This window comes from Paenibacillus alkalitolerans (assembly GCF_016482785.1).
Lineage (GTDB): Bacteria > Bacillota > Bacilli > Paenibacillales > YIM-B00363 > Paenibacillus_AE > Paenibacillus_AE alkalitolerans.
Window position 1 is genome coordinate 15,575 of the sequence record NZ_JAEMXM010000004.1, and the last position, 16,318, is coordinate 31,892.

General features: G+C 59.5%; 11 protein-coding genes. 8 read left to right on the plus strand and 3 right to left on the minus strand.

Translation table 11 applies throughout. The features are described 5' to 3' along the window. Positions 1–119: 119 nt before the first annotated feature. The 3 genes from JET16_RS08600 to JET16_RS08610 all read right to left on the minus strand — a co-directional run bounded on the left by JET16_RS08600 (position 120) and on the right by JET16_RS08610 (position 2,621). Entirely contained in the window at positions 120–1,115 is a 996-nt protein-coding gene (locus JET16_RS08600) for an electron transfer flavoprotein subunit alpha/FixB family protein (protein WP_199615423.1), read from the minus strand. Between the two features lie 86 nt (positions 1,116–1,201). Further along, a complete protein-coding gene (locus JET16_RS08605) occupies positions 1,202–1,987 on the minus strand; it encodes an electron transfer flavoprotein subunit beta/FixA family protein (RefSeq protein ID WP_199615424.1) in 786 nt (261 codons plus the stop codon). A 49-nt stretch (positions 1,988–2,036) separates the two neighbouring features. Next, a complete protein-coding gene (locus tag JET16_RS08610; protein ID WP_199615425.1) occupies positions 2,037–2,621 on the minus strand; it encodes a TetR/AcrR family transcriptional regulator in 585 nt (194 codons plus the stop codon). Positions 2,622–2,740: 119 nt separating this feature from the next. On the opposite strand from JET16_RS08610, the gene JET16_RS30535 reads away from it, so the two are divergent. The 8 genes from JET16_RS30535 (at position 2,741) to tkt (ending at position 16,260) form a co-directional block, all read left to right on the plus strand. Continuing rightward, the gene (locus JET16_RS30535; RefSeq protein ID WP_267908672.1) at positions 2,741–2,875 is read left to right on the plus strand and encodes a hypothetical protein; all 135 of its coding nucleotides are present in this window, start codon (positions 2,741–2,743) and stop codon (positions 2,873–2,875) included. Between the two features lie 407 nt (positions 2,876–3,282). After that, positions 3,283–5,511: a (Fe-S)-binding protein gene (locus JET16_RS08615; protein ID WP_325176650.1), complete on the plus strand. Its 2,229-nt coding sequence runs from the start codon at positions 3,283–3,285 to the stop codon at positions 5,509–5,511. Positions 5,512–5,547: 36 nt separating this feature from the next. Beyond that, positions 5,548–7,884 (plus strand): 3-hydroxyacyl-CoA dehydrogenase/enoyl-CoA hydratase family protein, encoded by a 2,337-nt coding sequence (locus tag JET16_RS08620; RefSeq protein WP_199615427.1) that lies wholly within the window; start codon positions 5,548–5,550, stop codon positions 7,882–7,884. 16 nt (positions 7,885–7,900) lie between these two features. Continuing rightward, positions 7,901–9,172 (plus strand): acetyl-CoA C-acyltransferase, encoded by a 1,272-nt coding sequence (locus tag JET16_RS08625; RefSeq protein WP_199615428.1) that lies wholly within the window; start codon positions 7,901–7,903, stop codon positions 9,170–9,172. Positions 9,173–9,785: 613 nt separating this feature from the next. Further along, a complete protein-coding gene (locus tag JET16_RS08630) occupies positions 9,786–11,564 on the plus strand; it encodes an acyl-CoA dehydrogenase family protein (RefSeq protein ID WP_199615429.1) in 1,779 nt (592 codons plus the stop codon). A gap of 85 nt (positions 11,565–11,649) precedes the next feature. Next, positions 11,650–13,362 (plus strand): long-chain-fatty-acid--CoA ligase, encoded by a 1,713-nt coding sequence (locus JET16_RS08635; RefSeq protein ID WP_199615430.1) that lies wholly within the window; start codon positions 11,650–11,652, stop codon positions 13,360–13,362. 291 nt (positions 13,363–13,653) lie between these two features. After that, positions 13,654–14,082 (plus strand): PaaI family thioesterase, encoded by a 429-nt coding sequence (locus tag JET16_RS08640; RefSeq protein WP_199615431.1) that lies wholly within the window; start codon positions 13,654–13,656, stop codon positions 14,080–14,082. A gap of 156 nt (positions 14,083–14,238) precedes the next feature. After that, positions 14,239–16,260, plus strand: a complete 2,022-nt coding sequence (gene tkt / locus JET16_RS08645; protein ID WP_199615432.1) for a transketolase — start codon at positions 14,239–14,241, stop codon at positions 16,258–16,260. Positions 16,261–16,318: the final 58 nt, after the last annotated feature.

Sequence of the window (16,318 nt, forward strand, 5' to 3'; positions counted from 1 at the left end):
TTAGGAAAAAAAGGAAAATACGTATGGTTCAAGTAAAAGCTTCCGCTAATGAACGTACCGGCTTCAATAAAAAAAACCCCCGGCAGCGCCTGTTTGGCGATGCGAGGGGCTGGGTTCCGCTAGCTGCCGGATTGCAGCTTTCGAAATTGTTCGGTAAGGAGCGGCACGACTTCGAACAGGTCGCCGACGATGCCGTAATCGGCAACCTTGAATATCGGGGCTTCGGGATCTTTGTTGATGGCGACGATGACGCGCGAGCCGCTCATGCCGGCCAAGTGCTGGATGGCGCCGGAGATGCCGCAGGCGATGTAAAGCTCGGGGGTAACCGTCTTGCCGGTTTGACCGATCTGCAGAGCGTAGTCGCAATACCCTGCGTCGCATGCGCCGCGGGAGGCGCCGACCGCGGCGCCGAGCACGTCCGCGAGCTGCTGCAGCGGCGCGAAGCCGTCCGCGCTCTTGACGCCGCGCCCGCCGGAGACGACGATCTTCGCTTCGCTGAGATCGATTTTGCCGGACGTCTTCTTGACGACGTCCTTTACGATTGCGCGAAGGGAAGGGGAGGCGGCGTCGACATTGACGATGTCGGCCGCCGGTTGTCCCTCCGCGCGCTGCGGCGCCCGAATGTTGTTCGGGCGCACCGTGACGACGAACGGCTCGGCGGCCGTTCGACGCTCCAGCGCCTTGCCGGCGTACAGCGGGCGCACAAACACGGGGCCGCCGCCGGGTGCGGCGCCGGGTTCGATCGCGGTCACGTCGGTGACCGCGCCGCATTGGAGCGCCGCCGCTGCGAGCGGCGCCAAGTCTCGGCCCACCGCCGTGTGGCCGAAGAAGATCCCGGCCGGTTGCGCGGCCTGGATAATGCTGCGGAGGGCGCCGAGGTGCGCCTCCGGATTGTACGCCGCCAAGTCCTGGCGGTCGGCGGCATATACGCGCCGCGCGCTGTGCGCGGCGAGTTCGCCGGCGAGGGCGGCCGTGCCCGCGCCTGCGCCGATGATCGCGGCGGCGATCGTGTCGCCGTCCGCAGCGACCGCTTGCGCCGCTCCGAGCGCTTCGAACGAAACCTGGCGCAGCGATCCGCCGCGCGCCTCCGCCACCACTAGCCATGTTTTGCCCATGGATATCCCCTCCGTATCGATCGTCTAACGACGATCATGTTGAATGCAGCGGAAAAAAATGCCGCTCCAGCTGATTCGCGAATCGCCTACAGCACCTTCGCTTCTTCTCGCAGCAATCGCGCGAGCTCCGCAGCCTGCGCCGCCGCGTCGCCTGCGAGCTTCTTGCCCGCCGCCCGCGCCGGCGGCAGCGACACGCTTATACGCTCGGTCTTCGCCGCAATTTGTTCAACCGTTAATCCGAGGTCGTCCAGCCCAATCGTTGCAAACGGTTTCTTCTTCGCTTTCATAATGCCGGGAAGCGACGGGTAGCGCGGCTCGTTCAATCCTTGCTGCGCCGTGAACAGAGCGGGTAATGACACCTCGACGATTTCCGTGTCGCCTTCCGCGTCCCGATGCGCCGTGGCGACGCCGCCAGACACCTCCAGCTTGGTAACCGACGCGACGTGCGGCAGTCCGAGCAGTCCCGCCAGACGCACCGCCACCTGCCCCGCGCCGTTGTCGACGGAGAAGTTGCCGCCGAGCACCACATCGGCTGCTTCGCCGCGCTCCGCGAGCCCGGTCAAATACGCCGCCAACACGCGCGATACGGAATACTCGTCTGCCGGTATGCGGCTGTCGTCGATCAGCACCGCTTCATCCGCGCCCATCGCAAGAGCTGTACGCAGCGCTTCGGCTGCTCGCGCCGGACCTGCGGACAGCACCGTCACCTTCCCGGCGCCCGCCGCGTCCCGCATCAAAATACCTTGCTCCACCGCATATTCGTCATACGGGTTGATGACGAACTTCACCCCATCCTCGGAGACCGCGCCTCCTTCGAGGACGATCTTTTCTTCCGTGTCGAACGTTTGCTTCACCAACACCACAATGTTCATCGCGATTGCTCCTTCCGTGCGGTTTGCGGACCATTTTTCAGAGAACCTCTTAACTCTTCAATCCTTGCAGAAAAAACGACACCGTCCCGTCAACCTGTGCGCTCAAACTATACTTTCGGCCCGAAATGAGCCACGACGTCACGACTTCGTCCATCGCGCCGAACACGAGCAGCCGCGCCAGCTTCAAATCGAGATCGGCTCTGAAGATGCCCTGATCCACGCCCTTGCGCAGTATATTCTCGATCAGTACAATATATGGCTTGAATGACGCTCCTATTTCTCGCCGCAGCTCCAAATCGCTTTGTCTCAGCTCGATTTGCGTCACATATGCGAAATCGACGTTGTTTTCCAGTTCGCCGTAATGAATTTCGCACACTTTGCGCAAGCTTTCCGCAGCGTCGGCCGTATCGCCGATGCTCGCGTGAAATTTGGCGACGAGTTCTCCCAGTTTTTCGCGGAACAGCTCGATGAGAATATCTTCTTTGCGTTTGAAATAAAGATAGATGGTGCCGTCAGCGACTCCCGAAGCTTTTGCGATCCTCGACACCTGCGATTTGTGGTACCCGTGCTCGGCGAACGTCTTCAACGCGCCGGCGAGTATGGCGTAGTATTTTTCGTTTTTTGGCCTTGTCAAGGAAATCCCTCCGGTGATAATATACATGTAAGGGATGAATGAATACTCATTCATTATTTTCTTCATCATAGGATAACGATGGGGTAAAGTCAACGGGATTGGGAAAAATGGAGCGCTGATTGCAGGGTGGAAGATGGTGTGCGGCAAGGTGGAAGATGGTGTGCGGTAAGGCGGAAATGGTGTGCGGTAAGGTGGAAACGGTGTGCGGTAAGGTGGAAACGGTGTACGGCAAGGCGGAAGATGGTGTGCGGTAAGGTGGAAACGGTATGCGGTAAGGTGGGAACGGTGAACGGCAAGGCGGACAGATTCACATTCGGGTGGTCGGGACGTTTAAGGGATTTTGATGTACTTATTTGCGCCGCAGAAGGCTTCGGCAAGTTGTTTAAGGGATTTTCATGTACTTAAATAGCGGGTTTGAACGGATTTGGAGGCGGATTTGCAGAAATAAGTACACGAAAGTCCGCTAACGCTAGCTGACCGGAGCCTGAGCAGCAGAAATAAGTACACGAAAGTCCGCTATCGAATGCTGCAACGGGAAGTTCCAGTCGTAAAGGACATGCAGAGCAAAATACAATAGTTGAAAGAAGCACCGTTCGATATGAAAGCGCTTTATCGCTTGTCCGTCAACTCTTGGGCCAAGCAGAAGGGAGGTCGTTCGTTAGTGAATTCGACAACGGTTAATTTATTGCTGTTTCTTCTAGTGACCGGCGGCGGAGTGTACTTGTTCTGGCGGGTCGTGTATCACCGGTATCTTTACGTCAAGCTCGGCGCGGCGCCGGGCGGCGAGTTGAAGGATGCGGTGAAGGAAGCGCTCGGTCGCAGCTTGCGGGACTTTTCGGCGCAGGTGTTCGGGCAGAGAAAGCTCCTGAAAGACCGGAAGAGCGGCATTATGCACGTTGTCATTTTCTACGGCTTCATTATTTTGCAGTTCGGAGCGATTGACATCATCCTAAGGGGCTTGTTCGCTATCCGTCTGCCGGTTCCCGGTTATCCAGTGTTCGAATTGATGCAGGAAACGACGATCGTCCTTGTGCTGTTGGCAATGGCATACGCGACATACCGCAGGTACGGCGAGAAGCTCAAGCGGCTCAAGCGCGGATGGAAGCCGAGCATCGTCACTTGGTTTATTTACGCGCTCATGCTTACCGTCTTGTTTACTCTCGCTTTCGACCGGGTGCGTTACGGCGAAGAGGCGGCTTGGACGGCTCCGGTTTCCTCCGCAATCGCCGCTGCATTCGAAGGAATGGGGGAAACCGGCGCGACCGCAGCCTTCTATTTTTCCTGGTGGGCGCATCTGCTCATATTGCTGTCTTTCGCGGTTTATGTGCCGCAGTCGAAACATTTTCACATCATTACGGCTCCGATCAACATTCTGCTGCAGCGAACCGAACCGCCCGGGCGGCTTCGAAAGCTCGATCTCGAAGACGAGACGGCGGAAAGCTTCGGAGCAGGCAAAATCGAGGATTTCACGCAAAAGCAAATGCTCGATTTTTACGCTTGCGTAGAGTGCGGCCGATGCACGAACGTGTGCCCCGCTTCGAACACGGGCAAGCTGCTGTCGCCGATGCATTTGATCGTGAAGCTGCGGGACCATCTGACCGAGAAGGGAGCGGCGATCACGTCGAAGTCGCCGTGGGTGCCGGCGCTAAGCGGAAGCGGCGGCGCTCATGCGATGACGCTCGAGGCGGCGGCACCGGGTGTGGCTGCGGCGGAGGCGGCGGCATCGACTCCGGCATCGACTCCAACGCCGTCTGCGGCACCGGCACCGGCGGCCGGCACCGGCGTCGATACCTCCATGGCGATGCAGAAAGCGTCATGGATCATGACAGCGGACCGGCAACCGGGAGAATTAGAGCTGATCGGCGACGTCATGACCGAGGAGGAAATATGGGCGTGCACGACGTGCCGCAATTGCGAAGACCAATGTCCGGTCGGCAACGAGCACGTCGACAAAATCGTCGACATGCGGCGGCACCTCGTCCTGATGCAAGGGAGCATGCCGCACGACGGGCAGCGGGCGATGCAAAACATCGAGCGGCAGGGCAATCCGTGGGGCATGTCGCGCAGCGACCGGGCGAAGTGGGTGGAGGAGCTCGGAGATAGCATGCCCCGGGCCCCTACAGTGAAGGAAAATCCCGGATTCGAGGTGCTGCTGTTCGTCGGTTCCATGGGCTCTTACGACAACCGCAGCAAGAAGGTGACGCGGGCGCTGGTGAGGCTGCTGCATGAAGCCGGCGTCAGCTTCGCCGTCCTTGGCAACGAAGAGCGCAACTCTGGCGACACGCCGAGAAGGATGGGTAACGAGATGCTGTTCCAACAGCTGGCTGCGGAAAATATCGCAACGTTCGAGAAGTACGGGGTCCGCCGCATCGTTACCGCATGTCCGCACACGTACAACACGCTCAAGAACGAGTACCCGGAATTCGGGCTCTCGCCGGACGTTGAAGTGCTGCACCATACGGAGCTGCTGGCAAAGCTGCTGGCGCAAAGGCGGCTGCAGCCGAGGTTCGATGTGCGGGAGCGCGTTACGTACCACGATTCATGCTACCTCGGCCGCTATAACGGCGTTTACGAGCAGCCGCGCGACGTGCTGCGGGCGATCCCGGGCGTCGAGCTCGCCGAGATGGAGCGCAACCGCGAAAACGGCATGTGCTGCGGCGCGGGAGGAGGGCGCATGTGGATGGAGGAGACGTCGGGCAAGCGCGTGAACGTTGAGCGCACCGAGCAGGCGCTTGCGGCGGATCCGACCGTCATCGCGTCGGCGTGCCCGTACTGTCTCACCATGATGGAGGACGGCACGAAGCTGAAAGATGTCGATGACAGCGTGAAAGCGCGGGACGTTGCGGAGCTGCTGGAACTATCGGTGTTCGGAGGAGGACCCGCCAATTAATGTAACAAAGTTAAACATATAGGAGGTTTAATACGTATGGCATTTACGATTCGGAAGGCGGCGGTCATCGGCTCTGGCGTCATGGGCTCGGGCATTGCCGCGCATCTGGCGAACGCCGGCATCCCGACGCTCATGCTCGACGTGAAGAAGGAATACGCCGAGAAAGCGATCGCCAAACTGCACAAAACGAACCCCGCCCCGCTATACCGCCCGTCATATGCGGCATACATCACGCCGGGTGAAATTGAAGGCGATCTATCCAAGTTGTCCGAAGCGGACTGGATCATCGAGGTCGTAACCGAGCGGCTGGATATCAAGAAATCGCTGCTGCAGCGCATTGAATCCGTCCGCCGGCCGGGAACGATCGTCAGCACGAACACCTCCGGCATATCCGTCAATGCGATGTCGGCGGACTGCGGTATGGAGTTTAGGAAGCATTTTCTCGGTACGCACTTCTTTAATCCTCCCCGTTACATGAAGCTGCTTGAAGTGATTCCGGGGGAGGCGACGGATCCGGCGGTCGTTGCGTTTATTCGGGAGTTCGGCGAGCGGCGGCTCGGCAAAGGCGTCGTCGTCGCGAAGGATACGCCGAATTTTATCGCCAACCGGATCGGCACGTACGGCATCCTTGTCACGCTGCAAGAGATGGCGAAGAAGGGTTATACCGTCGAAGAGATCGACGCGGTGACGGGGCCGGCGATGGGGCGGCCGAAGAGCGCCACGTTTCGGACGCTTGACTTGGTCGGGCTCGATACGTTCATTCATGTGGCGGAAAATGTCCGCGACAACGTGAACGATGCGGCGGAGAAGGCGGTTTTCGAAGTGCCGCCTGCAATAAGTGAATTAGTCGGGCGCGGATGGCTCGGGGAGAAGTCCGGGCAAGGCTTTTATAAGAAGGTAAAAGGCAGCGGGGGATCGGTCATTCAGGCGCTTCAGCTCGGAACGCTCGAGTATGCGGACAGCGTGAAGGTCGGCGGAGCATCGCTGGAGGCGGCGAAAGCGGCCAAGGGGGCACGGGCGAAGCTGCAGGCGCTGCTCGGCGGCGGCGACAAGTACTCTGAACTCGCATGGAACGTGATCGCTCCGGTGTTAGTGTATTCGGCAGAGAAGCTCGGCGAAGTCGCAGATTCCGTCGTCGACATCGACAACGCGATGAAATGGGGCTTCAACTGGGAGCTCGGGCCGTTCGAGACGTGGGATGCGATCGGCGTCCGTGCTTCCGCGGAGCGGATGAAGTCGGAAGGGTTGTTCGTGCCTGCGTGGGTTGACGAGTGGTTGGCTGCGGGGAATGAGACGTTTTATAAGAGCGACGGGGGCAAAATGTTTTACGTTTCGAATGGCGGATTTGCGCGGTTGGAGCGGTCGGAGAGGGAAATTTCGCTTCGGGAGTGCAAGTCGGATCCGGGCAGGGTGATCCGTTCCAACGCGGGCGCATCCTTGATCGACATCGGTGACGATGTGGCGTGTTTGGAGTTTCATTCGCCGAACAACGCGATCGCCGGGGATATTTTGACGATGATCGCGCAGAGCGCCGAAGAAGTTCGCCGCAATTGGCGGGGGCTTGTCGTCGCGAACGAGGGACGCAATTTTTGCGTCGGCGCGAACTTAATGCTGCTGTTGATGGAGGCGCAGGACGAAGCTTGGGATGAGGTGGACCGGATCATCAAGATGTTCCAAGACTCTATGATGGCGTTGAAGAGGCTGGAGAAGCCGGTCGTGGCCGCTCCGCATCGGATGACGCTCGGGGGAGGCGTGGAAGCGTGTTTGCCGGCGGATGCGGTGTTGTTCTCTGCGGAGACGTATTACGGGTTGGTTGAGACGGGCGTCGGATTGATTCCGGCCGGCGGCGGCTGCAAAGAGATGGCGCTTCGCGTCTCGTCGGCGGCGCTGTCTCCGGAGGACGATTTGCAGCCTGCGATCAACAAGGCGTTCGAGACGATTGCGATGGCGAAGGTGACGACGAGCGGCGCGAACGCGCGCGATCTCGGTTATATGCGGGACGGCGATCGCGTTGTCGTGAACGAGTCGCACCGTGTGTATGAGGCCAAACGGATGGTGCTCGCGCTCGACGCCGCCGGGTATGCGCTGCCGCCTGAGGAGAAGATTCGCGTCGTCGGCCGAGACGGGAAGGCGGTGCTTCAGATGGGGGCGTATACGATGCGTCAAGGCGGATATATCAGCGATCACGATCTGCTGATCGCGGGGAAGCTGGCGCACGTGCTGTGCGGGGGCGACGTTCCATCCGGCGCTTCGGTAAGCGAGCAGTATTTGCTCGATTTGGAGCGCGAAGCTTTCTTAAGCCTATGCGGGGAACCGAAAACGCAGGCGCGCATGCAGCACATGCTTGCCAAAGGCAAGCCGTTGCGGAATTAAGGGGGGTGTACCGGTTATGAGTTATTTTTCGAATGTGCGCAGGGAAGCCGTCATCGTGTCGGTTGCCCGGACGGCGGTCGGCAAGGCGAAGAAAGGCTCGCTCGCGCAAACGCGGGCGGAAGATATGGGGCGCGTCGTGTTGAACGCGGTTATAGACCGTGCTGCGGCCGGCGACGGAGGCGGGACTGGCGGCGGCGGTGGCGTGGTCGGCGGTGGCGTCGGAGTGCGGAAGGAAGACGTGGACGATATTATTATCGGCTGCGCGATGCCTGAAGGGGAGCAAGGGCTGAACTTCGCCCGGATCATGTCGCTTTATGCGGGTTATCCTTCGACGGTGCCGGCGATTACGATTAACCGGTTTTGCTCATCGGGGCTGCAGTCGATCGCGTTCGCGGCGGAGCGCATTATGCTCGGCGCGGCCGACATTGTGATCGCGGGCGGGGTGGAGAGCATGAGCCACGTGCCGATGGCAGGCTTCAAACCCGCTCCGCATCCGGACATAGTGGCTTCGATGCCGCAAGTATACATGGGCATGGGGCACACGGCGGAGGAAGTGGCGCGCCGGTTTGGGATATCGCGGGAGGATCAGGACCGGTTCGCGGTCGAGTCGCACCGCAAAGCGGCTGCGGCTATCGAAGCGGGGCGTTTCCGGGACGAAATCGTGCCGATGACGGCGCGGCTTGCGGAGGTGGAAGATGCGGACGGCGGCGGCAAGGTGCGGGAACGCGTCTTTACGTTCGACACCGATGAAGGCGTTCGTCCGGATACGTCGCTCGAAGCGCTGTCGGGGCTGCGCCCGGCCTTTGCCGCCGGAGGCACCGTAACCGCCGGCAATACGTCGCAGATGAGCGACGGCGCGGCGGCTGTGCTGGTGATGAGCCGCGAACGCGCCGAGGCGCTCGGGTTGAAGCCTCTTGCAGCGTTCAAATCATACGCGCTTGCCGGCGTCGATCCGGAAATTATGGGCGTCGGCCCGGTGGAAGCGATCCCGAAAGCGCTGCGGATGGCGGGGATCGCGCAGGATGACGTCGATTTGTTTGAAATCAACGAAGCGTTCGCCGCGCAGTGCGTTCACGTTGTGCGCGCTCTCGGGATCGACGAGTCGAAGGTGAACGTGAACGGCGGCGGGATCGCGCTCGGCCATCCGCTCGGCTGCACCGGCACGAAGTTGACCGCTACGCTCGTGCACGAGCTGCGCCGCCGCGGCGGCGGGACCGGCGTCGTGTCAATGTGCATCGGCGGCGGAATGGGCGCGGCCGGCGTGTTTGAAGTGTACGGCGCGGAGTAGGCGGTTGCCGGCCGATCTTGCCGCTGTGGCCGCTGCAACTATCGCCCCCTAACCGGGGAAACTCCGGTTACGGCGCACAATTTCGGCCAACTATCGCCCCCTAACCGGAAAATCTCCGGTTACAGCGCACAATTTCGGCCAACTATGGCCTCCTAACCGGAGAAACTCCGGTTACGGCGCATAATTTCGGCCAACTATCGCCCCCTAACCGGAGAAACTCCGGTTACGGCGCACAATTTCGGCCAACTATCACCTCCTAACCGGAGAAACTCCGGTTACGGCGCACAATTTCGGCCCACTATCACCTCCTAACCGGAGAAACTCCGGTTACGGCGCATAATTTCGGCCACCTATCGCCCCCTAACCGGAGAAACTCCGGTTACGGCGCACCATTTCGGCCAACTATCACCTCCTAACCGGAGAAACTCCGGTTACGGCGCACAATTTCGGTCAACTATGGCCTCCTAACTGGAGGAACTCCGGTTACGGCCAGCGGAAAAACTCACACTACAACGGAAATACGTGTGTGTTTGCAGCAAGCGAATAAATTCCCGTTACACCGCCGCACCCGAGTAACCATCTGTAATCCCCCGCAAAGGAGAGGATCGATCCCATGACCAACAACAACCGTATCCTAGGCGGCAGCTTCGTCATTGAAGATGTCGCCCCCGAACTCGTCACCGCGCCTGAAGATTTCAGCGAAGAACAAATGATGTTCGCGGAGACGACCCGCGACTTCGTCCAGCAGGACGTCCTCCCGCACGACGAAGAAATCGAGAAGCTTAACTACGGGCTGACGGTCAAGCTCATGCGCAAAGCCGGCGAGCTTGGCCTGCTCGGGGCGGACGTGCCGGAGCAATACGGCGGTCTCGGCCTCGACAAGGTGAGCTCCACCGTTATCAGCGAAAATCTCGCGAAGGCGTCCTCCTTCGCGCTGTCGATCGGCGCCCACGTCGGCATCGGCACGCTGCCTATCGTCTTCTTCGGCACCGAGCAGCAAAAACAAAAATACTTGCCCAAGCTCGCCACCGGCGAACTGATCGCCGCATACTGCCTCACCGAACCGTCGTCCGGCTCCGATGCCCTCGGCGCGAAGACGACCGCAAGATTGAGCGAAGACGGCAAGCATTGGATTCTAAACGGCAGCAAAATTTATATCACCAACGGCGGATTCGCCGATGTCTTCATCGTCTATGCAAAGATTGACGGCACGGATTTCTCGGCGTTTATCGTCGAAAGAAACACACCCGGATTCACCACCGGTCCCGAAGAGAAGAAAATGGGCATCAAAGGCTCCTCCACCGTGCCGCTCTACTTCGAGGACGCCCGCATTCCGGCGGAAAACCTGCTCGGCGAGCCCGGCAAAGGCCACCTGATCGCGTTCAACATCCTCAACATCGGCCGTTTCAAGCTCGGCGCAGGCTGCCTCGGCGGAGCGAAAGAAGCCATAACCCTCGCAAGCAAATACGCCAACACGCGGACGCAGTTCGGCAAGCCGATCTCAAGCTTCCCCCTCATCGGCAAAAAGCTCGCCGACATGAACATCCGAACTTACGTCATGGAAAGCGTCGTATATCGCACCGCCGGACTCATAGACAGCATCCTCAAAGACTTGGACTACGGCGCTCCAGACGCGGGCCTGAGATCGGCTAAAGGGATCGCCGAATACGCGCTCGAATGCTCCATCAACAAAGTGTTTGCTTCCGAAGCGCTCGATTTTGTCGCCGATGAAGGCGTGCAAATCCACGGGGGATACGGATACGTGCAAGAATACAAAATCGAACGCATCTACCGCGACTCCCGCATTAACCGCATCTTCGAAGGAACGAACGAGATCAACCGGCTGTTGATCCCCGGCACGCTGCTGAAGAAAGCGATGAAGGGCGAGCTTCCCCTCATGCAGAAGGCGCAGCAATTCCAGAGCGAGCTGCTCTCGCTGACACCGCCCGCGTCGCATGAAGGAACACTGCAGCAGGAAACGCACCTCGTGAACATGATGAAGAACATTTTTCTCATGGTCGGCGGGATCGCGGTGCAAAAATACGGCGTCAATCTGGAGAAAGAGCAGGAGGCGCTGAGCAGCTTGGCGGACCTCATGATCCTCATCTACGCTGCAGAAAGCGCGCTGCTGCGCACAAAGAAACGCATCGGCGCCGCGGGCGAGGACAAAAGTCAAACAGCGATCCAAATGACCCAAGTATATGTGCAGGAAGCGTTCGACCGCGCCGAGTCCATCGCTAAAGAAGCGCTTGCCGCCATGGCCGAAGGCGATACGCTGCGCACCCAATTGTCCGTTCTAAAGAAGCTCTCCCGCTACCAGCCCGTGAATACGGTGGCGTTGAAGCGGCAAATTGCGGCACGCGTCATTCAAACGGAAAAATACGTCGGTTAAGGTTAAGCGGCGCAAACAATGTCCTACAGCGAATGCGAATGCATACTGTTACGCCGTCTGCGGCGGAAAGGGATGAGAAAGCGTTATGGAAACGTACAAACCGTGGCTCGCATCCTATCCCGACGAAATCGCTCCGACATATTACTACCCGAAGCACAATGTCGCGAAATTTTTGCTGGATGCCGCGGACGGCCATCCGTCACGTCCGGCATTGGAGTTTTTAGGCAAAAGGCTCACATACCGCCGGCTGAGGGAAGCGGCTTACCGTTTTGCCAACGGTTTAAGGAGGCTTGGCATCGGCAAAGGGGACCGTGTCGCAGTCATGCTCCCCAACTGTCCCCCGGCCGTCATCGCCTATTTCGGCACTCTGTTGGCGGGCGCCATTGTCGTACAGACGAACCCGCTTTATAAAGAGAACGAACTGAAGCACCAGCTCGCCGACTCCGGCGCGAAAGCGATCGTGACGCTGGATTTGCTGTTTAAGCGGGTTCAGACCGTTTTGCCGCGCACGGATCTGCGCCACGTCATTATCGCTTCGATCGCGGACTATTTACCTTTTCCCAAGAACTTGTTATACCCGGTCAAAATGAAGCGCGAAGGCCAACAAGTCAATATTCCCTACAGCGACGACGTATTATCTTTCAAAACGTTTCTCTCGCGCTCCCCGGCGTCCCCCGTCGACGAAAAGGTCGATCCGGAAAAAGATATAGCGCTGCTGCAGTACACGGGCGGAACGACGGGCATCGCCAAAGGCGTCATGCTCACGCATCGCAACCTGGTCGCCAACACGTATCAAATCAGCAACTGGTGCTATAAAGCGGAGGAGGGAAAGGAGAGGTTTTTGGCGGCGCTGCCGCTGTTTCACGTGTTCGGTTTGACGGTGCTTATGAATCAAGCGGCGCTTCGCGCGGGCATGCTCATATTGCTGCCCAGGTTCGAGACGGAGACGGTGCTGAAGACGATTCACCGCTTGAAGCCGACTATCTTCCCCGGCGCGCCGACGATGTACATTGCTCTGTTGAACCACCCCCGCATCCGCGAATACGATTTGTCGTCCGTCAACGTGTGCGTCAGCGGTTCGGCTCCGCTGCCGCTTGAAGTTCAGGAGCGGTTCGAAGAGCTGTCCGGCGCCCGGCTGATCGAAGGGTACGGATTGACGGAAGCGTCCCCCGTCACGCACGCCAATCCGATTTGGGGACGGCGCAAAATCGGAACGATCGGCATCCCGTTCCCGGACACGGAAGCGAAGATCGTCGATCCGGACACGGGAGAAGAGAAAGCGGCCGGTGAAATCGGCGAGCTGATCGTCCGCGGGCCGCAGGTGATGGCGGGGTACTGGAACCGGCCGGACGAGACGGAGAAGGTGCTGAAGGACGGATGGCTGTACACCGGCGACATGGGAAAGATGGATGCGGACGGGTATTGCTCCATCGTCGACCGGAAGAAAGAGATGATCATTGCGAGCGGGTTCAAAATATATCCCCGCGAAATCGAAGAGGTGCTTTACGAGCATCCGGCCGTCAAGGAAGGCGTCGTTGCGGGCGTGCCGGACAAATACCGCGGCGAGACGGTCAAGGCGTATGTGGTGTTGAAGGACGGGGCGGAATTGACGGGACCGGAGCTTGAGACGTGGTGCAGGCAGCGGCTCGCATCTTACAAAGTTCCGCGCCTGTACGAGTTCCGCGATTCTCTGCCGAAGACGATGATCGGCAAAGTGCTGCGCCGCGCGCTGATCGAGGAGGAGCGCGCCCGCATCGCCGAGGAGGACGCCGCCGCCGCGGCTGAGGAGGAGCGGTAGTTTAAGGGACTTTCGCGTACTTATTTGCCTGCATAACAGTCACATCATTAGCACATAAGGGATTTTGAAGGTCTTATTTCTTCGCATTCACACAATTTCGGGCATTTTCCGATAAAATAAGCGGCCAAAAATCCCTTAGTGCATCCTCGGCCGGTATTCGTGCTTCAAAATAAGTACGTGCATATCCCTTATTTTGTGTTGAGGCCCTGCAGGCGAGCGCTTGCGGGGCATTTTCATACCGGGGTACAATGGTGCCATCCAAATATCGCTAATAATAACGGAGGGACTGGATTGGAGCATAAAGAGAGCATTGAGCGGGAAGCATGGTTTGCGCAATTGGCCGAACGCGCGAAGGGCACGTTCTGGGAGTTGATCGGCTGCAAGGTGGAAGCCGTCGAACCCGGCCGCGCCGTCGTCGCGTTGGATGCGCAGCAGCATCACTTGAACGGCATCGGCATCGTTCACGGCGGGGTACTTTCGTCGCTGCTGGACAACGCGATGGGGATCGCCGCAATGAGCGCGAGGCCCGGGGAGAGCACCGTGACGACAAATTTGAACGTCCACTTTGTAGCGCCGCTCGGCACCGGGAAGCTTATTGCGACCGCTACGGTGCTGCACCAGTCGCGTTCGACGCTGACGGTCCAAGCGACCGTTCAAGACGATGCCGGCAAGACCGGCTCGATCGGAACAGGCAGCTTTCGCGTCATTCCGCACCGCTGAACAGGAAGATGATGTCCATTGGAATCGCTGTATGCTTTTCGCGGGGAGCTTTAAGACTGTATTGTTGCGCTCCTGGTGGTGGCAAAGCGGGGGCTCCAGTGGTACAATAAGTCAAAATGTTTCCGCTTATGCGCATATCAAGGAGGAGAAAACCAAGTGACATCAACTGTCAACAAGTCCGTGGAACAATTGTCTATCGATACGATCCGCACGCTCGCGATCGATGCGATCGAGAAAGCGAAGTCCGGCCACCCGGGAATGCCGATGGGGGCGGCGCCGATGGCGTATGAGCTTTGGTCCAAATTTATGGCTCACAATCCGTCCGAGCCAAGTTGGGTGAACCGCGACCGTTTCGTATTGTCTGCGGGCCATGGGTCCATGCTGCTGTACAGCTTGCTTCACCTGTTCGGCTATGACCTTCCTATGGAGGAAATCAAGCAGTTCCGTCAATGGGGTTCGAAGACGCCGGGTCATCCCGAATTCGGCCATACGCCGGGCGTGGACGCAACGACGGGTCCGCTCGGACAAGGCCTTGCGATGGCTGTCGGGATGGCGATGGCCGAAGCCCACACGGCTGCGGTATATAATCGCGACGGCTTCAACATTATGGATCACTTCACATATGTCGTCTGCGGCGACGGCGACTTGATGGAGGGCATCTCCAGCGAGGCCGCTTCGCTTGCGGGGCATCTGAAGCTGCGCAAATTGGTCGTTCTGTACGATTCGAACGATATTTCGCTGGACGGAGACTTGAACCTGGCGTTCTCCGAGCATGTGGCCGACAGGTTTAAAGGCTACGGCTGGAACGTGCTGCGCGTGGAGGACGGCAACGATTTGCCCGAGATCAACAGGGCTTTGGCGGCGGCGCAGAAGAGCGACATGCCGACGTTGATCGAGGTGAAGACGGTCATCGGATACGGCTCGCCGAATAAGGCGGGCAAGGGCGGCCACGCGGGACCGCACGGTTCGCCGCTCGGCGCCGATGAAGCGAAGCTGACGAAGCAAGCGTACCAATGGCCGCATGAAGAGTTCCATGTCCCCGAGGAAGTGCGCTCGCATTTCGCCGGATTGAAGGCGAAGGGCGAGGCGGCGCAGAAAGCATGGGACGAGCTGTTCGCCAAATACAAGTCGGCTCATCCGGAGCTGGCGCGGCAATTCGAGCAGGCGTTCGCCGGCGAGCTTCCGGACGGCTGGGACGCGGACATTCCGGCGTTCTCGCCCGAGGATAAGCCGCTTGCGACCCGTGCCGCTTCCGGTAAAGTGATGAACGCGATTTCTCCGAAGTTCCCTGCGTTCTTCGGCGGTTCCGCCGACTTGGAATCGTCGACGAATACGCACTTGAACGATACGGGCACATTCCACGCCGAGGATTACTCCGGCCGCAACGTCTACTTCGGCGTGCGCGAATTCGCGATGGGCGCGGCGATGAACGGCATGGCGCTGCACGGCGGCGTGCGCCCGTTCGGCGGAACGTTCTTCGTGTTCTCCGACTATTTGCGCCCGGCCATTCGTCTTGCCGGCATACAGAAGCTTCCGGTCGTATACGTGTTCACGCACGATTCGATCGCGGTCGGCGAGGACGGCCCGACGCACGAGCCGGTCGAGCAATTGCCGGCGCTCCGCACGATGATCGGCATCACCGTGCTGCGCCCGGCAGATGCGAACGAGACAGCGGCGGCATGGCGCTACGCGCTTGCACAGAAAGAGCAGCCGGTCGCGCTCATCCTGACGCGCCAAAACCTGCCCGTGCTTGCAGGCACGACGGAGCTCGCACGCGACGGACTCGCGCGCGGCGCTTACGTGCTATCGGACGCACCAGCCGGCGTGAAGCCTGTCGCGCAAATCATCGCGACCGGTTCGGAAGTGTCGCTCGCCGTCGCCGCGCAGAAGCTGCTCGCTGACGAAGGCATCAACGTCCGCGTGATCTCGATGCCTAGCCCCGGGCTGTTCGATGCACAACCGCGCGAGTACCGCGACTCGGTTGTGCTGCCGGACGTGAAGGCGCGCCTCGCCGTAGAGATGGCCTCCCCGTTCGGGTGGCACAAGTACGTCGGCGACGCCGGCGACGTGCTCGGCATCACGACATACGGCGCCTCCGCGCCGGGTCCGAAGGTAGTGGAAGAGTACGGCTTCACCGCTGCGAACATCGCCGCGAAAGTGAAAGCTTTGTTGAAGTAAATTAAACATCACGCACGCGTGAAGCACACGCCGTTCGCCCTGATATGGGGCGGACGGC